This window comes from Spirillospora sp. CA-108201 (assembly GCF_050936235.1).
In the GTDB taxonomy this organism is placed as follows: domain Bacteria; phylum Actinomycetota; class Actinomycetes; order Streptosporangiales; family Streptosporangiaceae; genus Spirillospora.
On sequence record NZ_JBNJNE010000001.1, the window covers coordinates 7,504,423 to 7,525,545 of the forward strand.

At 74.6% G+C, this 21,123-nt stretch carries 21 protein-coding genes; 11 read left to right on the forward strand and 10 right to left on the reverse strand.

Annotated features, from left to right (window positions below; all coding sequences use genetic code 11):
• Position 1: 1 nt before the first annotated feature.
• The 4 genes from ACQEU6_RS36005 to ACQEU6_RS36020 are packed head-to-tail and all read right to left on the reverse strand — an operon-like array spanning position 2 to position 3,003.
• Positions 2-577, reverse strand: coding sequence for a TetR/AcrR family transcriptional regulator (locus ACQEU6_RS36005; protein WP_499338007.1), 576 nt, complete (start codon positions 575-577; stop codon positions 2-4).
• Positions 578-591: 14 nt separating this feature from the next.
• On the reverse strand, positions 592-771 hold the full coding sequence (locus tag ACQEU6_RS36010; protein ID WP_499338008.1) for a hypothetical protein: 180 nt from the start codon (positions 769-771) through the stop codon (positions 592-594).
• Positions 738-2,366, reverse strand: coding sequence for a YhgE/Pip family protein (locus ACQEU6_RS36015; protein ID WP_499338010.1), 1,629 nt, complete (start codon positions 2,364-2,366; stop codon positions 738-740). The genes ACQEU6_RS36010 and ACQEU6_RS36015 overlap by 34 nt, the downstream gene beginning before the upstream one ends.
• A gap of 16 nt (positions 2,367-2,382) precedes the next feature.
• Positions 2,383-3,003, reverse strand: a complete 621-nt coding sequence (locus tag ACQEU6_RS36020) for an ATP-binding cassette domain-containing protein (RefSeq protein ID WP_499338011.1) — start codon at positions 3,001-3,003, stop codon at positions 2,383-2,385.
• Between the two features lie 362 nt (positions 3,004-3,365).
• Between ACQEU6_RS36020 and ACQEU6_RS36025 the strand changes: the two genes are divergently transcribed.
• Both ACQEU6_RS36025 and ACQEU6_RS36030 read left to right on the forward strand, forming a co-directional pair.
• On the forward strand, positions 3,366-3,737 hold the full coding sequence (locus ACQEU6_RS36025) for a DoxX family protein (RefSeq protein ID WP_499338013.1): 372 nt from the start codon (positions 3,366-3,368) through the stop codon (positions 3,735-3,737).
• A gap of 219 nt (positions 3,738-3,956) precedes the next feature.
• The gene (locus ACQEU6_RS36030) at positions 3,957-5,561 is read left to right on the forward strand and encodes a serine/threonine protein kinase (protein WP_499338015.1); all 1,605 of its coding nucleotides are present in this window, start codon (positions 3,957-3,959) and stop codon (positions 5,559-5,561) included.
• A 10-nt stretch (positions 5,562-5,571) separates the two neighbouring features.
• Here the strand turns inward: ACQEU6_RS36030 and ACQEU6_RS36035 are convergent, their stop codons facing one another.
• Positions 5,572-6,762, reverse strand: coding sequence for a lipid-transfer protein (locus ACQEU6_RS36035; protein WP_499338017.1), 1,191 nt, complete (start codon positions 6,760-6,762; stop codon positions 5,572-5,574).
• Complete coding sequence (locus ACQEU6_RS36040) at positions 6,759-7,208, reverse strand: Zn-ribbon domain-containing OB-fold protein (RefSeq protein WP_499338019.1); 450 nt, start codon at positions 7,206-7,208, stop codon at positions 6,759-6,761. Before ACQEU6_RS36040 ends, ACQEU6_RS36035 begins: the two co-directional genes overlap by 4 nt.
• 211 nt (positions 7,209-7,419) lie before the next feature.
• Between ACQEU6_RS36040 and ACQEU6_RS36045 the strand changes: the two genes are divergently transcribed.
• From ACQEU6_RS36045 to ACQEU6_RS36055, 3 genes are all read left to right on the forward strand, one after another.
• The gene (locus ACQEU6_RS36045) at positions 7,420-8,187 is read left to right on the forward strand and encodes an SDR family oxidoreductase (protein ID WP_499338021.1); all 768 of its coding nucleotides are present in this window, start codon (positions 7,420-7,422) and stop codon (positions 8,185-8,187) included.
• A gap of 46 nt (positions 8,188-8,233) precedes the next feature.
• Positions 8,234-9,193: an LLM class F420-dependent oxidoreductase gene (locus ACQEU6_RS36050; protein ID WP_499338022.1), complete on the forward strand. Its 960-nt coding sequence runs from the start codon at positions 8,234-8,236 to the stop codon at positions 9,191-9,193.
• Positions 9,194-9,289: 96 nt separating this feature from the next.
• Complete coding sequence (locus ACQEU6_RS36055) at positions 9,290-9,589, forward strand: Fe-S cluster assembly protein HesB (RefSeq protein ID WP_067637647.1); 300 nt, start codon at positions 9,290-9,292, stop codon at positions 9,587-9,589.
• Positions 9,590-9,661: 72 nt separating this feature from the next.
• Here ACQEU6_RS36055 and ACQEU6_RS36060 read toward each other — a convergent pair whose 3' ends face one another.
• The 3 genes from ACQEU6_RS36060 to ACQEU6_RS36070 form a co-directional block, all read right to left on the reverse strand.
• Entirely contained in the window at positions 9,662-9,862 is a 201-nt protein-coding gene (locus ACQEU6_RS36060; protein ID WP_499338024.1) for a hypothetical protein, read from the reverse strand.
• Positions 9,863-9,959: 97 nt separating this feature from the next.
• Positions 9,960-11,060 carry an Rv3169 family protein gene (locus ACQEU6_RS36065; RefSeq protein WP_499338026.1) on the reverse strand — a complete coding sequence of 367 codons (1,101 nt, stop codon included), beginning with the start codon at positions 11,058-11,060 and terminating at the stop codon, positions 9,960-9,962.
• On the reverse strand, positions 11,057-12,124 hold the full coding sequence (locus ACQEU6_RS36070; protein ID WP_499338028.1) for a phosphotransferase family protein: 1,068 nt from the start codon (positions 12,122-12,124) through the stop codon (positions 11,057-11,059). The genes ACQEU6_RS36065 and ACQEU6_RS36070 overlap by 4 nt, the downstream gene beginning before the upstream one ends.
• A 116-nt stretch (positions 12,125-12,240) precedes the next feature.
• Here ACQEU6_RS36070 and ACQEU6_RS36075 point away from each other — a divergent pair, with 116 nt between their 5' ends.
• From ACQEU6_RS36075 to ACQEU6_RS36095, 5 genes are all read left to right on the forward strand, one after another.
• Entirely contained in the window at positions 12,241-12,891 is a 651-nt protein-coding gene (locus ACQEU6_RS36075; RefSeq protein WP_499338030.1) for an MBL fold metallo-hydrolase, read from the forward strand.
• Positions 12,888-13,661, forward strand: a complete 774-nt coding sequence (locus ACQEU6_RS36080; RefSeq protein WP_499338032.1) for an HAD family hydrolase — start codon at positions 12,888-12,890, stop codon at positions 13,659-13,661. Before ACQEU6_RS36075 ends, ACQEU6_RS36080 begins: the two co-directional genes overlap by 4 nt.
• A gap of 125 nt (positions 13,662-13,786) precedes the next feature.
• On the forward strand, positions 13,787-13,990 hold the full coding sequence (locus ACQEU6_RS36085) for a PspC domain-containing protein (RefSeq protein ID WP_173397798.1): 204 nt from the start codon (positions 13,787-13,789) through the stop codon (positions 13,988-13,990).
• A 1,063-nt stretch (positions 13,991-15,053) separates the two neighbouring features.
• Positions 15,054-17,921: a hypothetical protein gene (locus tag ACQEU6_RS36090; protein ID WP_499338034.1), complete on the forward strand. Its 2,868-nt coding sequence runs from the start codon at positions 15,054-15,056 to the stop codon at positions 17,919-17,921.
• 104 nt (positions 17,922-18,025) lie between these two features.
• Positions 18,026-19,114 carry a winged helix DNA-binding domain-containing protein gene (locus ACQEU6_RS36095; RefSeq protein WP_499338036.1) on the forward strand — a complete coding sequence of 363 codons (1,089 nt, stop codon included), beginning with the start codon at positions 18,026-18,028 and terminating at the stop codon, positions 19,112-19,114.
• A gap of 12 nt (positions 19,115-19,126) precedes the next feature.
• On the opposite strand, the gene ACQEU6_RS36100 is transcribed toward ACQEU6_RS36095, so the two are convergent.
• A complete protein-coding gene (locus ACQEU6_RS36100; RefSeq protein WP_499338038.1) occupies positions 19,127-20,635 on the reverse strand; it encodes an alpha/beta hydrolase in 1,509 nt (502 codons plus the stop codon).
• A 99-nt stretch (positions 20,636-20,734) separates the two neighbouring features.
• On the opposite strand from ACQEU6_RS36100, the gene ACQEU6_RS36105 reads away from it, so the two are divergent.
• Positions 20,735-21,115, forward strand: coding sequence for a hypothetical protein (locus ACQEU6_RS36105; RefSeq protein ID WP_499338040.1), 381 nt, complete (start codon positions 20,735-20,737; stop codon positions 21,113-21,115).
• Positions 21,116-21,123 lie beyond the last annotated feature (8 nt).

The window sequence follows — 21,123 nt, forward strand, 5'->3', positions numbered from 1 at the left end:
ATCAGGCGGCGAGGCGGCCCCGGAGGAGGGCGAGCAGCGTCCCCTGGACGTCGGTCAGGGAGCGGCCGGGCTGGAGGGCGCGCCAGTCCAGGGCGACGGTGAGGACCATGCCGAAGACGGCGGAGGCGGCCGTGCCGGTGTCGAGGTCGGAGCGCAGGTCGCCCGCGGCGACCGCCTCGCGCAGGACGTCCGCCACGACGCCGATGGCGCGCTCGCGGATGAGGCGGGCGGCGTGCTGCCAGTCGCCGCCGGCCCGCCACGTCTCGGCGATCAGGAGCCGGGCGAACGACTCGTGCTCGCCGACGAACGCCAGCTCGGCCGCGACGACGGCCTCCAGCGCCTCCAGCGGGGGGCGGCCTGCCGCGGCCTCGCGCAGCGCGGTGGCGAGGCGGTCGACGCCGTACTCCAGCAGCGCCGCGAACAGCGCGGCCTTGCTGTCGAAGTTGTAGTAGACGGTGCCCTTGGCGACGCCGGCGCGCTCGGCGATCTGGTCGACGGTCGTCGCGGCGAGCCCGCTCTCGGCGATCAGCTCGATCGCCGCGGTGAAGAGCTTCTCCCGGGTCGCGATGCGCGCCACGTCCCCGCCTCCGATCAGAGCTTCAGTGCCGGGTGCAGGCGCTTCATCGTCCAGACCCGGTTGTGCCGGACGGCCAGGGCGGTGAGCGCGAGCCCGCCGGCCAGGAAGGCGGCCAGCACCGCACCACCCTGCCACACGGACGAGAGGTCGCCGCCGCTGATCAGGCGCCGGGCGGCGTCCACCACCCACGGCATCGGCAGGTACGGGCGGACGGCCTGGAAGAACGCGGGGCGGCGTTCACCCACTGGATCACCGCGAGGAACGCGGCGGACGCGAGCGCGAGGAACGCGACGAGGCCGGGCCAGTGCTCGGCGCGCAGGCCGAGCGCGAAGCGCAGGACCGCGAGGACGACGCAGGACTGCGCCGCGCCGATCGCCGCGGCGGGCAGCCAGCCGGCGAGCGCGACGCGGCGGCCGGGCGCGGTGCCCGCGAGCGCGCGGGGGTTCAGCGGGCGCAGCAGCATGTAGATGATCATGCCGCCGACCCAGAGGGAGAGGGGGACGAAGAACGGCGCGAACCCGGTCCCGTAGTTCGGCACCTCGTTCTCGGTGGCGCTCGCGAGCCTGACCGGGTTGCTCATCATGTCGTCGCGCGCGGCGCGCTCCCGCCCGCTGTAGTCCGGGATCTGCGCGACCCCTTCGTTCAGGCCGTCCGCCAGCCGCTCGCTGCCGCCGGAGATCTGCGCGAGGGCCGTCTCCAGCGACACCGCGCCGCCGGACAGCCGCCCCAGCCCGCCCCTGAGCTCGCCCGCGCCGCCGGACAGGACGCCGAGGCCCGTCGTGAGCCGCGACGATCCGGCGAGCAGGCGGCCGGCGCCCGCGTCGACCCGGCGCGTTCCGGCGTTGAGGCGGTCCACGTCGCGGCGCGCCGTGTCGACCTCGGCGGCCAGGGACGGGGCGTCCTCGGCGATCCTGCGGGCGGCGCGCTCGACGGTGCGGGCGTCGGCCGCGAGCGTGCGCAGGTCGCCGGTGTGGTCGGTGACGTAGCCGTCCACCTGCTTCGCGACGGTGACGACCTGCGCGGCGGCCCGGGTGAGGTCCTGGCGGACGTTCGCGGGGACTTCCGGGTGCGCCGCGAGGTGGGCGTTCAGTTCGGCCCGCGCCTTCTCCGCCCGCTGGACGGCGGCGCCGGTCTGGGCGGGGAGCCGTCCGGCGCCGCCCGCGAGGGCGTCGGCGCCCCGGGCGACGGCGAGCGCGGCCCGCCGGATCTCGGGGGCGTTCTCCCGCAGCAGCGGGACGAGGGTGTCGCCCGCGCGGTCGACGGTCGTGGTGAGCCGCTGCATCCCGGCGGCGACCTGGCCCGTTCCGGTGCGCAGTTCCTCCAGGCCGGAGGTCAGCTCGCCGCTGCCGGCGCGGGCCTCGTCGATGCCGCCCTTCAGCTTGCCCGCGCCCGCCGGCGCGGGCGTCCCGTCCCCGGACGGCGACGCGATCCGCGCGCTGAAGTCGGCGGGGATCGTCAGCGACATGTAGTACTTCCCCGATCGGACGCCTTCCTCGGCCTTCGCCGCCGAGACGGTGCGCCGGCCGAAGACCTCGCGCTTCTTCAGCTCGTCCGCCAGGTCGCTCCCCGCATGGACGGTCCTGCCTCCCGCCTTGGCGGGCTGGTCCTGGACGACCAGCGCGACCGGGACGTGCCGGAGCCGCGCGTACGGGTCCCAGAACGACCAGAGGTAGAGGCCGGCGTACAGCAGCGGAAGCAGCACCAGTCCGGCCATCGCGACGCGGGTCGGCCGGTTGCGCTGGAAGCGGCGCAGCTCAAGGCCGCCCGAGGTCAACGCGGGAAGTCTCATCGGGGGAATCTCCTGGTCAGAGCGAGAGTGCGTGTGTGGCGAGGCCCTCGGCGGGCGCGGCGTCGTGGCAGGACGCGATCACGGTGACGCCGCCGGCGGCGATGCCGGCCAGCCGCCGCCACAGGCCGCGCTGCCGGCCGGCGGGCAGGCCCTCGTCGACGTCGTCGAGCAGGAGCAGCCCGGGTCCTCCGGCGAGCGCGAGGGCGGCGCCGAGGAGCAGGGCCTCGTCGGGAGCGAGTTCCTCGGCGAGCGTCCCGGGGTCGACGTCCAGACCGGCCCGTTCGAGGGTCCGGCGCCTGCGGGCCCCGCGCCCGCGGAACCCGCCGAGGACGCCCTCGCTCAGGGCGAGCGCCTCGTCGACGTGCTCCCGGACGGTCAGCGCCGGGTCGAGTCCGGTCACCCCCGGCACGATCCCGAGGGCCGCGACCCGCTGGATCCGCCTGAGCCCGGTGACCCCGCCGACCGCGACCGTGCCCTCGGCCGGCTTCATGCGCCCGGCGAGCGTGAGCAGCAGCGCGGTGCGCCCGGTGCCGGCGATGCCGCTGACGGCGACGAGCGCGCCCGCCGGCACGTCCAGCTCGACGTCGCGGAAGACCCAGCCCCGCGCGCCCTTCACTCCGAGGCCCCGCGCCCGCACGGACGATCCGCGTGCGGCCGCGGGACCGGCTCCGGGGCGGCCCCCGCCTGCCCCCGAGCCGGTCGGGCGGGGTCCAGGGACGGGCGCCGCGGTCCCCCCGGCCGCGGCGGCCGCCCCTGGAGTCTCGTGCTCGGACGTCATCGCGACCTTCCGAAGAGCCTGAATTTGAACTGACTGGTCAGTGCAAACGGAGCTCCGCTATGAACCTCGCGAATCCGCCGAAGCGGTGACATCAGACACGTCACCCCCACGACTCGCATCACACGGCACAAGGGCGTGATTTGAGTCACATACGCCGCATTTGATCAGTGAGGCGGCCCAATCGCTATTGGACACGCTGTCTTATCTGGCAGAATCCGGGGATGACCGAGTCGTCGCGCGCGCACCGCAGGCTGGCCACGCTCATGGCCGGGATGGGCACCCTCCACCTGATCGCTCCGAAGCCGTTCGACGCGCTCGTGCCCGAGCGGCTCCCCGGAGGCCCGCGGACCTGGACCTACCTCAGCGGCGTCGCCGAGCTGGCCTGCGCCGCGGCGGTCGCCCACCCGCGCACCCGCAGGGCGGGCGCGCTCGCCACGGCGGGCCTGTTCGCGGCGGTCTTCCCCGCCAACGTGAAGATGGCCCGCGACTGGCGCCACCGCCCGCTGCCCCTCCGCGCGGCCGCCTACGGCCGCCTGCCGCTCCAGGCCCCCCTCATAGCCTGGGCCCTCCACGTGGCCCGCGAAGCCGACTGACGGCCCCCTTCCCCCAGCGGCGCTCGCTAAGATCAACCACCGCAAACCCCGCAACTACCTCAGGGGCTGCGATCGCGTCCGAAGGCAGATTCGAGCGAAGCAAGAACCTGATCGCGCAGCGAGCCGCCAGGCGAGCCGGAGCGATGCCAGCGATCGCCGCGTTTTTCGACGATGGAGGGCCTTCAAGGCCCGAAGGAGGAGAGGGGCGCAATAAGTACCGTGGAACCACTCCGTCTGGAAGATCCTTCTGAGATCGGCGGCTATCCGCTGCTGGGGCGTCTGGGCGCGGGGGGAATGGGGCAGGTCTATCTCGGGCTGGCCGGTAGCGGGCGGCACATCGCGCTCAAGGTGATCCGGGAGGACTTCGAGGGGCCGACGGCGCTGGCCCGGTTCCGGCGCGAGGTCGCGACCGTCGAGCGGGTGCGCAGCAGGTTCGCCGCCGCGATGGTCGGCGCCGGCCTCGACGCGCCGCCGTACTGGCTGGCGACGGAGTACGTGCCCGGGCCGACGCTCCGGCAGGCGGTGGCCGCGCACGGGCCGCTGCCCCCGGAGACCTGCCTGCGCCTGCTCGCCGAGCTGGCGCAGGGGCTGCTGGAGATCCACCGGCACGGCGTCCAGCACCGCGACCTCAAGCCGGGCAACGTGATCCTCGCCCCGGACGGGCCGCGGCTGATCGACTTCGGCATCGCGCGCGGCGAGGGCCAGACGCAGATCACCCAGACCGGCGCGTGGAACGGCACCCCCGGTTTCGTCGCGCCCGAGGTCGTCCGCGAGCAGCAGCCCCTTCCCGCGTCGGACGTGTTCTCGCTCGCCGGGACGGTCGCCTACGCCGCCACGGGACGTCCGCCGTTCGGCGGCGGCCGCATCGAGGCGATCATCCATCGCACGCTCAGCGGCGAGGTCGACCTGGAGGGCGTCGACCCGCGCGTCGCCGGCCTGGTCCGGCGGTGCGCGCAGAAGGAGCCCGAGGCCAGGGTCACGCTGGACGCGCTGCTGCGGCAGGTGCCCGTGCCGGGGCCCCTCGCCGCCGATCCCGCCTACCGGCGGATCGTTGGCGTCCCCCGGCCGATGCCCGCCAGCGTCACGGACGCGGTCGCGTCGGGCCTCGTCCCGGCCGACCGGACGAGGACGGTCCCGGGCGCCTCGCGCGGACGGTCGCGTGCCGCGATCGTCGCGGCGGGCGCCGGGGTGGCCGCCGTCATCCTGGTGGGCGCCCTTCTCGCGCGGTTCGTCCTCAAGGAGGACGGCGGCGACGAGAACCGGAACAAGCCGCAGGCGGGGCAGGGGACGCAGGGCGGCGCCGCGACCGGTGACCCCGCGGGCGCGACGCCCGGCGCCACGACCCCGGGCGGCTCCGGCGGCGCCCCGCCGGACCGGATCCTGGTCAAGCAGCCAGGTGACATGGCGGACCTCCGGTGGAGCTCGGCGAACTCGGCGTGCCAGCCCGCCGCCCGTCCCGAGGACTTCGACCTCACCAAGGACACCCAGACGTCGGTGCCGCGGGAGCCCTACACCAAGAAGACCGCCGACTTCGGCCTGCGCTTCAAGTACCAGGAGCCGCCCAAGTACTACGTGGCCGTCGAGGTCCGCCCGCCAGTGGAGCAGCAGGGGAACAGCGTCACCGGGGTGGTGCGGAGCAAGCCGCGCCTGTACCCCGGCGGCGCCGCGTGGCTGAACATGAGCTACCCGTCGGAGTTCGCGTGGGAGGGCGCCGGGAGCGACGCCTATCCGCTGCTGAAGGGCGACTGGACGGTCATCTGGCTGCACGTCAAGCCGAACGGCGACGCCTACTACCTGACCTGCGACGGCTTCACCGTCGCCTAGTCCCCCCCGGTCAGCGGACGGCGATGACGGCGGAGCCGTGGCCGAAGAGGCCCTGGTTCACGGCGATGCCGGCCCGCGCGTTCTCCACCTGGCGGCCCTCCGCCTGCCCGCGGAGCTGCCATGTCAGCTCGCAGACCTGGGCGACGGCCTGCGCCGGGATCGCCTCGCCGAACGAGGCGAGGCCGCCGCTCGGGTTGACCGGGACGCGGCCGCCGAGCGTCGTGGCGCCGGACCGGAGCAGTTCCTCGCCGCCGCCCCGCTCGCACAGGCCGATGTCCTCGTACCAGTCGAGTTCGAGGGCGGTGGACAGGTCGTAGACCTCGGCGAGGGAGAGGTCCTCGGGGCCGAGGCCCGCCTCCTCGTAGGCGGCGTGCGCGATGGCGGACCGGAACGGCCGCTCGGGCTCCGGGGCGGTCATCGCCGAGTCCGTCGCGAAGTCGGGCAGGTCCAGGACGGTCTTCGGGAACGTGGGCGTCGCCGTCGACAGCGCCGGGATGCGCACCGGGTCGGCGATCCCGTGCCTGCGCGCGAACTCCATGGACGTCAGGACGAGCGCCGCGCCGCCGTCGCTGGTGGCGCAGATGTCCAGCAGCCGCAGCGGGTCGGCGACCACGGCGGACTCGCGCACGTCCTCCACGGTCACCTCCTTGCGGTACCGGGCGTTCGGGTTCGCCAGGCCGTGCCGGGCGTTCTTCACCTTGACGGCGGCGAAGTCGTCCAGCGTCGCGCCGTACATGGCCATGCGTCGGCGCGCGGACAGGGCGAAGTAGATGGGGTTGGTCGCGCCCAGGAGGCGGAAGCGGAGCCAGTCGGGGTCGTCAGGGCGGTCCCCGCCGACGGGCTTGAAGAAGCCCTTCGGCGCGGCGTCGGCGCCCACGACGAGCGCGACGTCGCACAGTCCCGCGAGGATCTGCGCGCGCGCGTTGCCGATGGCCTGCGCCCCGGACGCGCACGCGGCGTAGCAACTGGACACCCGCGCACCCGACCAGCCGAGCGCCTGCGCGAACGTCGCGCCCGCGATGAACCCCGGGTAGCCGTTGCGGATGGTGTCCGCGCCCGCCACGTACTGGACGTCCGTCCACGCGAGGCCGGCGTCGGCGAGCGCGGCCCGCGCCGCCGCGAGCCCGTACTCGACGAAGTTGCGGCCCCACTTGCCCCACGGATGCATGCCCGCGCCCAGCACGGCGATGTCGCGCGTCATATCACGGGCCTCCACATCCAGACGGTGTACTCGGCCTCGTCGTCCTCGTAGAGGACGCCCTCGGTCAGCTCGACCTCCATGCCGACGGCGAGGTCGTCGACGGTGTGGCCGGGGGCGACCTGTCCCAGGACGACCATGCGCTCGGCTTCGAGCTCGACGGCCGCGACGGTGTACGGGACGAACGGGTCGGGGGAGACGTACGGGGGCGGCGGCTTGTACCGGGAGTCGGCGAACGACCAGATGCGCCCGCGCCCCGACAGCGCGTACGGCTCCAGCTCGGAGCCGTCCTTCGGGCCGGCGCAGCCCGGGTTGCGGCAGGCCAGTTCGTTGCGCGGGAAGTACGGGGTGCCGCAGGCGCCGCAGCGGGTACCCAGCAGGCGGACGTCGCCGTCCCCGGTGGTGAACCAGCCCTCGATCGCCGGACGGCGTTCCTTGGTCGTGGTCACGCGGTCCTCCTCGTCTCCGACCGGGCGCAGCGTAACAACCGAGCAGGAGCTCGAAACGGGACCTGTCCGGTGAGCGGGACGGACCCGGTGAACCCACCTAACTGACTCGTCAGTCACTTCGGTACAGTGAACCGAGTCGGATTCTGCTCATGCCGCCCGCGGGGTGGGGAACAGGCAGCCCCCAGGGTGCGAACAGGTAGGGAGCGTGCGGATGCGGACTGGTCTAGAGGGCAGGACGGCGCTGGTCACCGGGGCCTCCCGGGGGATCGGGAAGGCGATCGCCGTCGCGCTCGCCGCCGAGGGCGCGAACGTCGTCCTGTCCTCCCGCAAGCAGGAGGCGCTGGACGAGGTCGCCAAGGAGATGAGGACGGCCCACCCGGGCGCGGGCGTCCTGGCCAAGGCGGCGCACGTCGGCGACGCCGAGCAGGCCGCCGCCTGCATGGACGCGGCGGTCGCCGAGTTCGGCGGCCTCGACATCCTCGTCAACAACGCCGGCACGAACCCCTACTTCGGCCCCATGGCCGACATCGAGCCCGCCGCCGCGGCCAAGACCGTCCAGGTCAACCAGTTCGCGATCGTGCAGTGGACGCAGCTCGCGCTGCGCGCCTCGCTCGCCGAGCGCGGCGGCTCGATCATCAACATCGCCTCGGTCGGCGGGCTGGTCACCGAGCACGGCATCGGCTACTACAACGCCACCAAGGCCGCCGTGATCCACCTCAGCCGGCAGTTCGCGATGGAGCTGGCCCCGAAGGTCCGCGTGAACTGCATCGCGCCCGGCCTGGTCAAGACGCAGCTCGCCCGCGCCCTGTGGGAGAACAACGAGGCCGAGATCGGCAAGTACATGCCGCTCGGCCGCATCGGCGAGCCCGAGGACATCGCCAACGCCGCGGTGTTCCTCGCGGGCGACGCCTCGTCCTGGATGACCGGGCAGACGCTCGTCGTGGACGGCGGCGCCACCGTCCGGCCCTCGATCGCCTGACCGTCCACAGACCCGCCGAGGAACGCTGAGGAACAGGGAGACGCGCATGTCACGCTGGGGACTGACCATTCCGCTGACCGGCCTCCCGCTGGCCGAGCACCGCGAGATCGTTTCCGGGCTGTCCGAGCTCGGCTACACCGACGCCTGGTCGGCCGAGACCAACGGCGCCGACGCCTTCACCCCGCTGGCGCTCGCCTCGCAGTGGGACCCCGCGCTGCGCCTCGGACCGGCGATCGTCCCGGTCTACACGCGCGGCCCCGCCCTGCTGGCCCAGCAGGCCGCCACCCTCGCCGACCTCGCGCCGGGACGCTTCGTGCTGGGCATCGGCACCTCGTCCGACACGATCGTGCAGCGCTGGAACGGCGTCCCGTTCGACGAGCCCTACAAGCGCACCCGCGACACGCTGCGCTTCCTCCGCAGGGCGCTCGCGGGGGAGAAGGTGAAGGAGGAGTACGAGACCTTCGCCGTGAAGGGCTTCAAGCTGGAGAGCGCGCCGGCGGCGCCGCCGCCGATCGTCCTCGCGGCGCTGCGCCCCGGCATGCTGCGGCTCGCCGCCCGCGAGGCGGACGGCGCGATCACCAACTGGCTCGCGCCGAAGGACGTCCGGACGGTCCGCGGCGCCCTCGGCGACGGGCCGGAACTGATCGCGCGACTGTTCGTCTGCCCCACCGGCGACGCCGAGGAGGCCCGCGCGATCGGCCGCTGGATGATCGCCGCGTACATGACGGTCCCCGTCTACCGGGCGTTCCACGAGTGGCTCGGACGCGGTGAGGCGCTGCGCCCGATGAACGAGGCGTGGGCGGCCGGCGACCGGAAGAAGGCGCTGGAGGTCATCCCCGACGAGGTGGTGGACGACCTGATCGTGCACGGCTCCCCGGAGCGGTGCCGGGCCCGCGTCCGCGAGTACGTCGACAACGGCCTCACGACGCCCGTGCTGGCGATCGTTCCGGGCGGAGGACTCTCCCGGGCGGAGGCGGTGCGGGCGCTCGCGCCGAGTGCGGACTGAGACCGCCTGATCACGTCCTGATGTTTACGGCCGGGAGGATCGGGGAGGGTGGGGCAAATCCCGACAGCGAGAACGAAGAGACGTGAGGAGCTGATCGTGCTCACGCTGACCAGCGGTGCCGTCCAGGTCATCCGTACGGTGACCGCCAACCCGGAGCTTCCGCCCGAGACCGGCATCCGCATCGAGTCCGGGCTCGACGGCTCGGACGCGCTGCGGCTCTCGGTGGCCCCGGCCCCCGAGGCCGGCGACCAGGTCGTGGAGGAGGAGGGCGCCAAGGTGTACCTGGAGCCCACCGTCGCCGAGATGCTCGACGACAAGACCCTCGACGCCCAGGTCGACCCGCAGGGCGACGTGGCCTTCACCATCGCGGAGGGGGCTGAGGGAACTCCCACCTGACGCAGGAGGCGGGACCGGGGCGCGCCCGCCGGGCGGCTCCGGTCCCGTGTTCCGCCGCCGGAGTCCGGCGTGTCAGCGCATCGCCGCGACGACGGCGATGACGGCGAACACGAACGCCGCCGCGGTGAGGACCGCGAACGCGGCGATGACCGCGCAGGCCAGGCCGCGCGGCTGGTCGCGCCATGCGGAAGAACGGTCGCGTGCCTGCCGGTCCGGCTTTCGCCGGAACGACCGTCCCGCGTCCAGGGGGTCGGGCGAAGGCGGGGGCGTCACGAGCGCCAGTGTTGCAGATAGACCGCTCCACGCGCCGCCCGCCCGGGCCGTGTCACGGCGGGGCCGGGATCTCCGCTTCCCGGCCCCTGGGAACCGGTCATTCCAGGAAGGACGGATGCGGGCCGAGGGCCCAGTACTCGAAGAGGCCGTAGCCGGTGGCGGCGCCGGCGGGCTGCGCGCCGTCCAGGTACTCGTACCGGCCGACCGCGTCGACCATGCCCCACATGCGGGCCGCGTCGTCGGGCTCGCGGGTGTCGTAGGCGACGCCCTCCACCTTCAGGTCGGGTCCCTGGTACATGCCGTGCTTCCAGTCGGGCTCCAGCCCGTAGCCGGTGCCGACCATGAGGTGGACGGGCAGGATCGGCGTCGCGCTCACCTCGAACGGCTCTCCGCCGGGCGGCGCGAACCGGAGCGTCGCCGTGACCACGTCGCGAGTGCCCTCCGCGTACTCCGGGCGGTATTCGGGACGTCCCAGATACTCGGGTTCGCGGCCCGGCCACACGCGGGTGGCCTCTTCCAGGAGGCGGCGGCCCTTCTCGTCCTCCTGGACGATGCAGAAGATGGCGTGGTCCTCGAACTGCATCGGCGCGTAGAGCCAGTAGAACGTCCCCGCGTTCTTGGCCTGGATGCCGGGCGGCTCCGGTTCGCCCACGGGACGGATGCCCCAGGAGCGGTCCCGCGAGCCCCACCAGTGGTCGGGCGTCACCTCGACGGTCTCGCCGTCGACCGTGATGGTGCCCGTCCAGCGGCCGGTCTGCGCGAGGCGGCGGGAGTCGAAGACGACGCGCTCCTGCCAGCGCAGGTAGTGCGGCGGCTCCAGCGTGGCCGGGACCGACCCCTCCCACGCGAGGTCGAACGAGAGGCCGTGCCCGTTCTCCTCCAGGACGACCCGGAGCCGCTTCAGGCCCTCGACCACCTCGACGCGGAACGGCCCGACCGCGGTGTCCATCCGGTCGTCCCCCAGCTCGCGGGACGCCCGGACGACCTTGTGCGCCGGCCCGCGCCGCACGACCGCGAACGCGTCCATGACGCCGAGGTTCGGGTACTGCCCGATCCCGATGATCATCATGAGCTCGTCCGAGCACGGGTGGACGTTGAAGTAGTACCGGTCGTAGAAGTTGCGGTCGGAGGTGGTGACGTGCCGCATCACCTCCGGCGCCTGGTGGATCGGGTAGTCGTCGAGCGGCGAGAGCGTCACCGGTCCCCTCCCAGGATGCGGGCGAGCAGCTGCGTGCAGTTGTTGTCGTGGGGGAAGTCGTCCGTCTCCTCGATCCAGCCGAAGTCGATCATCGCCTGGCCGATCCGCGCCATGATCACCGAGAACTTGAAGCCGGACAGGATCTCGTAGTACGCCATGTGGCGCATCGGGCGTCCGAGCAGCCGCTCGTACCGGGCGACGGTCTCGGCGTAGGACGGGAACCCCTCCAGCCGGGCCGCGCCGACGCCCTCGGAGTGGTGCCGGTCCAGGAACATGAACCAGGCGAGGTCCTCCTCGGGGGCACCGAGCACGGCGCCCTCCCAGTCCAGCACCGCCGCGGGCGCGCCGTCCTGGAAGATCACGTTGCCGATGCGGGCGTCGCCCCACAGCGCGACGGGGTCGTCCGGCTCGTCCGGGCGGTTCGCCTTCAGCCACTCCAGGGCCCTGAGCGCCGTCTCCTGCGGACCCCCGTAGGCCCAGCCCAGGAAGTGCTCGTAGTAGTTGAGCCGCTGGTCGAGGCCGGGCGCCCCCCACGCCGGCTGGTCGAGGAAGCCGAGGCCGAGCCCCCCGACGTCCAGCCGGTGCAGCCGCGCCATGATCTCCAGGGTCGACCACCACATCGCGGCCCGCTCGCCGGGCGGGACCTCGGTCACCCAGCCGTCCATGTGGTACGGCGGCATGTCGGTCGGGACGCGGCCGTCGACGCGGCCCATCACGAAGAACGCGGCGCCGAGCACGTCGCGGGACGGCTCGTACCAGCGGATCGGCGGCACCGGGACGGAGGTGCGCCCGTCCAGGATCCGCATCAGCCGGTACTGCTCCTCGAACCGCGGCTCGGGGAAGACCTGGTACTTCTCCGGGGCGACCCGCGCGACGAGCCGCTCGCGCCGCGGCGCGCCGTCGCCGCCGTCCCATTCGGCCTCGAAGAGCAGGGTCTCGTTGGAGAACCCGCTGGTCTGGGGGGTCTCCACGTGCGGGATGCGGACGCCGGGCAGACGGCCGTCCAGCCATTCCGTGAGGGCCCGCCTGGTGATCTCGGGGTCGCGCTGGTCGGGAACGGGCATCGCACCGCCTCCTTGCCGTGCCTGCTGGCCGGGGTCGCGCCCAAATTAGAACGTGTTCTATCAACGCTCCGGGGGGTGGTCAATGGGCGGCGGGACGCCCGTGAAAAAATCGCCGGATGCGCCTCACCAAGCTCGGACACGCGTGCGTGCAGCTCACCGAGGACGACCGCACGATCGTCATCGACCCCGGCTCGTTCAGCGAGGCCGGGGACGCGCTGGCCGCCGCCGACGCCGTACTGATCACCCACGAGCACTTCGACCACTTCGACCCGGACGCGCTGCGCGCCGCGATGGCCGAGCGCCCCGCGCTGGAGGCGTGGACGTCCCGGACCGTGGCGGAGAACCTCGCCGACCTCGGCGGACGCGTCCACCAGGTCGGCCACGGCGACGCGGTCACGATCGCCGGCTTCGACGTCCACGTCTACGGCGAGGACCACGAGCTCATGCACCCCGACCTGCCGCCCGTCCCGAACGTCGGGTTCCTGGTCGACGGCGAGGTCTTCCACCCGGGGGACGCGCTGACCGTCCCGTCCGAGCCCGTCCCGACGCTGTGCCTGCCCGGCAACGCGCCCTGGATGCGCGCGCTCGACCTCTACGAGTACACGCGGGCGGTCCGTCCGGGGCGCGCCTTCGCCATCCACGACGGGCTGCTCAACGACATCGGCCTCCAGGTGATGGAACGCGTCCTCACCGGCGCCGGCGACGAGCTCGGCAGGACGTTCGCGCGCCTCGCCCCCGGCACCACCGTGGACCTGGCCGCCGAGTGAACGCCTCCCCGCGCGTCCCCCCGGCCGCCGGCCCGCCGCCCGCCGAGCGCGCCGGTTCCTCCACGCCCGGGGCGGGCCTCCCCGTGCCCCGCTCCGTCCAGGCCGTGTTCTTCGACATCGGCGAGACCCTGATCAACGAGGGCGAGATCTACGGGCGCTGGGCCGACTGGCTCGGCGCGCCCAGGCACACCTTCCTCACCAAGCTCGGCGCGCTGCTCGCGACCGGCGGCGACCACGGGGACCTGTTCGAGTACTTCCGGCCGGGGTTCGACCTGGAGGAGGAGCAGCGGCGCCGCGAGGAGGCGGGCGTCCCGAACGGGTTCGGGCCGGACGACCTGTACCCGGACGCGCGGGCGTGCCTGTCGGGCCTGCGCGACCAGGGCCTGTTCGTCGGGATCGCGGGCAACCAGCCGGTCCAGGCGGCCGAGCAGATGGCGGAGCTGGGCCTGGACGCGGACGTCGTCGGCATCTCGGACGTGTGGGGCGTCAGCAAGCCGTCGCACGAGTTCTTCGAGCGCTGCGCCCAGCTCGCCGACGTGCTGCCCGACCGCGTCCTCTACGTGGGCGACCGCATCGACAACGACGTCAGGCCCGCCCTGGAGTTCGGCATGCGGGCGGCGTTCCTGCGCCGCGGCCCCTGGGGGAACATCCAGAAGGACGACGAGGCGCTCGGCGAGTGCCTGTTCGTGCTCGACGACCTGGCCGGCCTGCCGAGCCTCGTCGCCGCGCACAACGCGGGCCGCCCCCTAGGGGACCTCCCGTACTCCTGAGGTAGCAGCCGGGAACGGGCCGCGAGAGCGATGTGAGGCCGGCCGTCCGGTTCGTAGCGTGAGAGACGTGGCCGTGAGAACCGCGGCCGTGTTCACCGCTCGACGAATCGGGGAGAGAAGAACCCATGAACGGCCTCTATCGTCCGCGCCGCGACCGCGTCATCGCGGGTGTCTGCGCCGGTCTCGCGCGCCGGTTCGGCATGACCCCCTGGACCGTCCGGATCCTGTTCCTGCTCTCGTGCCTGCTGCCCGGACCGCAGTTCGTCGTCTACCTGGTCCTCTGGGTCATGATGCCGAACGAGGACCGCCACATGGCCGGCGCCCGCTAACTCAAGATCAACGATTGCGCTCGACCGGGGCCGCCCGGGGGTGTTAGATCGGGGCACCACCATTCCCGTGGGGAGGAGCCGCGGTGCCTGACGAGGCTCCGGGTCCCGGCCGGACGGGCCGGGCCCTGGACGAAGCCGCCGCGCGGGAGGCAGACCACGCGGCGCGACTGCTCGGGTACCTGCGCGACCTGGCGCGCGCCCGGCGCCGCCCCTCGCGCGACATCGCCGACCACGACCACGTCCACTGGCTGGCCGGGCTGCCCGGCGACCTCTACGTGGAGGCCGACGCCGGGCCCGGCGAGGTGCTGTTCAGCGTCCCGGTCATCCCGCTGACGCCGCCGGTCGTGCTGGAGGAGTTCGACGGCTGGCTCGCCCTGCGCAACTGGTACCGCGTCCTGCGCGACCTGTCCGGCGAGGAGGCGGTCCTCGCGACCGGGCTGCTGTCGTGGCGGCCCGCCGTCCACGACCATCTGCTGAGCACGCCCGTCCGGATCGTCCTGGACGAGCGGACCGAGCGCGTCGACGTCGTCCTCGCCGGGCACACGACCCTGCGCGACCGGGAACTGCTGTCCGGGCACCCCGGCTTCCGTCCCGCGGACTGGATCGCCGACGCCGTGCAGTCCGGGCAGGGCTACGGGCTCAACGCCTCCGTCGGGGACGTCCTGCGCAAGTGGTGCCAGGTCGCGCTGACGAGCCCCGCCGACTACCGCGAGGACTGGACGCCCGACGCCGACACCGCCTCACCCGTCCCGCGCCTGCGCCTCGCGCCCGCCCTCGTCGTCCGCCCGGCGGGCCGCGAGGCCGTCGCCGACCACCACGCCCGGCTCCTGAGCCTGCTGCCGCGCGGCGTTCCCGAGGGGGTCGCGCGGTTCGTCACCCCGGCGCTGAAACCGCAGGTCATGCACATCCCGGAGCGGGCGCCGGAGACCGTCCCCGACCTGCTCGCCGGGCTGCTGGCGCGGGGCCGCCGGGTGCTGGTCGCCACGTCCGGCCCGGCCGCGTCCGCCGCGCTGCGCGGAGCGCTGCCCCCGGCCTCGCCGCCCTCACCGCCACCGACTCGGCCATGGCGGCCCGGGTGGCCGAGGCGGTCCGCGCCTCCGCGGACCCCGGCCCAGGCGCCCTCGCCGAGCGGGAGGAGGCCGCCGCCCAGCGCGTCGCCGAGATCACCGAGCGGCTGCGCGGCGGCGAACCGGCCGAGCCCCCGCCCGACCTGCGCGGCGAGGAACCCGAACTGTCGTGGATGCCCGTCCGGCCCGACCTGCCGCCGGGCCCGCCGATCTCCCGCTCCGAGGCGGCCGAGCTGGTCGTCCTCCTCGCGGAGGAGACCACCGAGCGCAAGGCCCGCACCGAGCAGCGCGACGTCGACCCGGGCGCGCTGCCGAGCGCCGCCTACGTCCGCACCCTGATCGAGGCCGAGACCGCCGCCGCCGAGCGCGCCGAACGATCCAGGACCGAGCTGTCGCAACTCCTGCGCGACAGCGACGTCACCCTCCTCGCCCGCCTCGACGGGGACGCCTCCGTCGTCGGCGCCGCCCTCCGCGACCTCGGCCTGGAGGGCCACCCGGGCGGCTGGAACCCCTCCGACCTCGCCGTCCGCGCCCTCGGCGACGCCCTCGCCGAGCGGCGCCCCCTCATCTGGGCCCGCGTCGTGGAGATGACGTCCCGCGCCCAGTGGGCCGAGCAGGCCCTCGCCGAGCTGGGCGGCCACCGCGTCGAACTGCCCTCCGACGCCGACCTGCGCGGCCTCGCCGCCGCGGCCCAGGACCTGCGCGCGTACCTCGCCGACGGCGGCGCCCTCAAGCGCGGGCCGCTGCGGTCCGGGGCCCAGCGCCAGGCCGAACCCCTCCTCGCCGCGGTGCGGGTGGACGGCGCGTCGCCGACGACGCCGGAGCTGCTCGACATCGTCCACACCGACCTCATGGTGCGGATCACCTGCCGCGAGCTCCAGTACGTGTGGGAGGCCGCCGGCATCTCCTTCCCCGCCGACCCGCCGCCCGGCGAGCGCGTCGCCCGCTTCGTCCGCGCGCACGCCCGGCTCGCCCGCGTCCGCGACGCGATGACCGCCCTGGACTCGACGCGGCGGCTCCTCGAACGCTCCGGCTTCCGCGTCCCGCTCGTCCACCCGATCCAGTGGCACGACTACGCCGCGGCCCTGCGCAACGCCCTGGAAGGGCTCGGCGTCGGCCGCGCCACCGCCGACCTGGACGCCCTGCGCGACTCGATCGGCCCCGCCGACGGCGACGACCCGCCCGAGCTCGGCGCCGCGCTGGCCGCCGTCGACGCCCGCGACGCCGCCGCCTACGGCCGCGCCCTCGGCGCCCTCGCCGAGGCCCGGCACGAGCGCTCCCGGCAGATCCGCTGCGAGGAACTGGTCGCCCGCGTCCGCGCTCTCCACCCCGACCTCGCCAACCTCATGATCGCCACCGACGGCGACGAGATCTGGCACGACCGCGCCCGCCGCTGGGACGACGCCTGGACGTGGGCCCGCCGCCGCGCCGCCGCCACCGGCCCCGCCGCCGCGGACCGCCTGCGCCACGCCCTCGCCGAGGCCGAGGACGCCCTGCGCGAGGCGCGCGCCGACCTCACCGCCGCCCGCGCCGCCGCGTCCGCCCGCACCCGCTCCGGTCCCGACGTCGTGCCCGCGTGGATCCTGCCCCTGTGGCGCGTCCCGGACGTCCTCTCGCCCTCCCCCGACGGCTTCGACGTCGTCATCGTGGACGGCGAGCACGAGGCCGGCGCCGAGGCCCTCTTCGTCCTCTGGCACGCTCCCCGCACCATCCTCGTCGGTCCGTCCGGCCCCGACCTCCCGCCCCCCGAGGGCCCGCCGCCGAGCCCGCGCCTCCCGGCCGGCCTGCACGACGCGATCACCCCCACCACCACGCTCTTCGCCGCCCTCACCGCCCCCCGCACCCCGCCGCCTCCCGCCGCGCGCCCCCTGTCCGAGCGACCGGACGCGACCCAGCGGGACATCCCGATCCACCCGCCGAGCCCCAAGCCCTCCCAGCCCCCTGTCCCCGGCCCGCCCGCGCGTGAGCCGCGACCCGGTGACCCCCGCGCGGGGGAGCGGCCGGACGTGACGCAGCAGGACCTCCGCCCCCGGCCGCCCGCGGCTCCGCGCGAGGAAGCACCGGCGAGGCCCCGCGACCCGCGCCCGCTCGAACGGCCGAAGGAGCCGCGCCAGGACGCGCGGGAGCGCCCGCCCGCGCGCACTGAAGACCGGCCGGACGTGACGCAGCGGGACATACGGGCCCGGCCGCCCGCGCGCCCGGGCTCGGGTGCGCCCGGCCGGGGCGTCCCGCCCCGGCGCCTGGACGCGCCGCGGCGGGAGCCGCAGGGGGAGGACCAGGGCAGGCCGGGCGGCAGCCGTCCGCCCCGGCGGCTGGACGCCATGAGGCGGGACGAGCCAGCCCAGGAGCCGGGCGCCCAGCCCACGGGCCCCAACCCGCGCGTCCCGGACCCCGAGCACGCTCCGCCCCCCGGCCGATCGGACATCCCCGCGATCTGGGGCAGGCCCGGCCCCCTGCCGCACCCCCCGCCTCCACACCAGGCACAACCCCGCCCGCAACCGGAGACCCCGTCCCAACGGGAGCGCCCGCAGCAACAAGGTCGCCCGCGGGCGGAGACCCCGTCGGCGGCGGAATCTTCGGAGGGGGCGCGGTCGCAGGGGGAGTCCGTGCCGGAGCAGCGGCCGAAGGCGGGCGGGGGCTCGGGCGGGCAGGCGACGGTGCGGCGGGGGCGGTCGATCGCGTCCTACAAGCGGCCCGAGCTGGTGGAGATCGTCGGGCATGTCGCCGAGCTTGAGCCGGACCTCACCGACGACCAGGTCGTCGAGCTGGTCACGCGGCTCCTCGGATGCCCGGAGGACGAGGCGCTGCTCGTCGGGGCCCGCCTGCGGTACGCGGTGGAGGCGTACCGGGAGGGCACCCGGTAGCGCTCACCGGCCCGCCGGCGGCAGGCGATCCCCTTGTGCGTCTCGCCGCGCAGGGGCGTGGCGAGCTACTGGAATAGAGTATTCCGTTCTGCTAATCTGGCGGTATGACGCGGACACTCGATCGCCGGACGCTGAACCGCGCCGCGCTGGAACGGCAGCTGCTCCTGGAGCGCTCGGGCATGCCCGTCCTGGAAGCGGTCGAACGGCTCGTCGCCCTCCAGGCGCAGGAGACGAACATGCCGTACATCGGGCTCTGGACGCGGCTGGAGGGCTTCCGCCGCGACGACCTCACCGGCCTGCTCTACGACCGGTCCGCCGTGCGCAGCTCGATCCTGCGCGGGACGCAGCACATGGCGTCCGCCGCCGACTTCCTGTGGATGCGCCCCCTCGTCCAGGAGAGCCTCCTGCGCGGCCGCCAGGCGGCCTTCGGCGGCGCCGGCCGGGGCTGGGACCTGGACGGGCTCGCCGCCGAGGCGCGCAGGCTCCTGGCGGGACGGGTCCTCACCCGCCCGCAGCTCGCCCGCGCCCTCGCCGAGCGCTGGCCCGACCGCGACCCGCAGGCGCTCGGCTGGTCGGTCCAGGCGCTGGTCTCCGTCGTCCACCCGCCGCCCAGCGGGACGTGGAACACCGGCGGCGCGACGCCGTTCGCCCTGGCGGAGGAGTGGATCGGCCGCCCGCTCGCCCAGGCGTCGCCGGACCGGCTGATCCGCCGCTACCTGGCCGCGTTCGGCCCGGCCTCCGTCAAGGACTTCCAGACGTGGTCCGGAATGCGCCGCATGGACGCCGCCTTCGAGGAGCTCCGCCCCTCGCTCCGGACCTACCGGGACGAGGACGGCACGGAGCTCTTCGACCTTCCCGATCTGGCGCCTCCGGACGCCGACGCCCCGGCGCCCGTCCGCTTCCTCCCGGCCTTCGACAACCTGATCCTCGCCTACGCCGACCGGAGCCGCCTGATGACGGACGAGCACCGCAAGGCGGTGTGCGTGGGGTCCCTCACCAAGCCGGCCCTTCTCGTCGACGGACGGGTCCACGGCATCTGGACGCTCAGGCACGACCGGAAGGCGGGCCGTGCCGAGCTGACCGTGGAACCGTTCGCGCCGCTCCCCGACGAGGAGGCGGTCCGGAAGGAGGCCGCCCGCCTCCTGGAGTTCGCCGCCGCCGAAGCCGACCACGTCCTGCGCATCACGCGGTGAGCGCGCCGGACGTCAGGTGATCGGCATGGTGACCGCGAGCGGCCAGGCCAGCAGCACCCCGCCGACCAGCGCGGTCACCCATGCCGGGGCGCCGGTCGAGCGCAGCGCGGCCGCCTGGACGCCCTGCCAGGCCAGCAGACCGGCGATCAGCGGCGACACCAGCAGCACGAACGGCGAGACGGCCCCGACGAGGGCGGCCGCGAGGAGGGCCGCCAGCGCGGCCGTCGCCGTCCAGGCGTGCAGGCCGATCGCGGTCGGCCGCCCATGGCCGGCGCAGAGCGCCTCGACCCCCAGGCAGTACAGAGCGGCGCCCAGGGCGATCGGGACGAGCGCCCACCCCCGGGGGCCCACCGGCACCGCGTGCGCCCACCCCGACTGGGCCGGGACGGCGAACGACACCACGGTCAGGACGACGAGGACGGCGGCCGCCGCCACCGTCCGCGCGGTGGGCCGCCCCCCGAGGAAGCCGGCGTCCCTCGTGCAGACGAGCGCCGCCACGCCGGCGATGCCGAAGAACCCGGCGAGCGGACCCGCCACCGCGAGCGGCAACCGGAAGACCCCCATCGCGGGCACCGCCACGCCGACGGCGAACACCGCCGCCACCAGCGTGAACCTCACCGAGAGGGGGCGGCGCGCCTCCCGCCGCTCCGAGGGGCGTCCGAGCAGCGCCGTGGCGATCGCCCCGAAGGTCAGCACGGCCGCCAGGTGCAGCAGCAGCGCCGAGCCCGCCCGCTGGACGGCGCGCACGCCCGGAACCGGAGCCGAGTGACGTCCGAACGCCGCGTCGAGCCAGGCGCCGGTCTCGCGATGGGTGCGCGGGCTGAACAGCACGCCGACGTGCTCGACACCCCCCACGATGACGGCCCGCCGCGCCGTCCCCTTCTGCGCGTCGCCGTACGTCGCCCCGGGCCGTCCGTCCGGGTAGGCGTCGTGCAGCGCCTGGACGGCGCCGTCCCGATACGCGGGGAACTCCAGGCCCCCGGCCATCAGCAGCACGTTCCGGGCGGACGCCGGCACCGCCATGGCGCCCTGCGAGATCGCGACCGTCGCCCCGATCGACGGATGCGCCGCGCCGTACCGGATGACCGCGGCGGCCCCCAGCGAGTGCCCGACGAGCCCGATGCGCCCGCCGTCCACCCGCGGCGTGGCCCGCAGGCGCCGGACGGCGGCGTCCAGATCGCGGTCGAGCCGCGCGTCGGCGGCGGGCCCGTCCCCGTTGCCGGGCAGCCGCCGCGTGCTGCCTCCGTGCCCCGCGAGATCGACCAGCGCCACGGCGTACCCACGCCGGGCCAGAGTGTCGGCGAACCCGCGCATCAACCGCCCGCCGGCCCCGAGCCCGTGCGCCACCACGACCCCCGGCGCCCGCCCGGACGCTCCGGCGCCCCGCACGATCTCGACCGGCACGCCGTCCACCACCACGCTGTGCCGCCGCAGCCCGGCGTCCGCCGTCAGGACCCCCGCACAACCGACGACAGCGCAGACGACCCCCACCACCACTGCCACGATCTGCGGTCTCGTCATCGTTCCCTCTCCGACGCCGGGGGACCAGAGTGGCAGGAAGTGGGAGGAGGTCCCGTAATCGGAGTGCGAATGTCGGGAAGGACCGGCACAATCGCGCTCATGATCACCGAGGAACTGGTCCAGGTCTGGCGGGACGTCATTCAGGGCGACGGAAAGTCGTGGGTGCTGTTCGAGAACGGCACGTGCGTCATCCTGATGGAGCCCGAAGACGACCTGAGCGCGCAGGCGGTGGAGCTGCTGCGCGAGTACGGACCCGTCCACGGCGGCACCCCGGCCGGGGACTTCGGGACGATCGATCTCGACCAGGCGCCCGGCTGGGCCGTGTACGGCCACCACAACGACATCCTCACCTATGTCGCACCCGAAGAGGTCGGGGACGACCCCGCCGATCTGACCGTGGGCCTTCTCGGCCGCACCAAGCGCGGTCAGGACGGGCTGGAACTCACGGTCGTCCACGTGGAGGACAAGCGCGCCCAGTAAACGGAGCG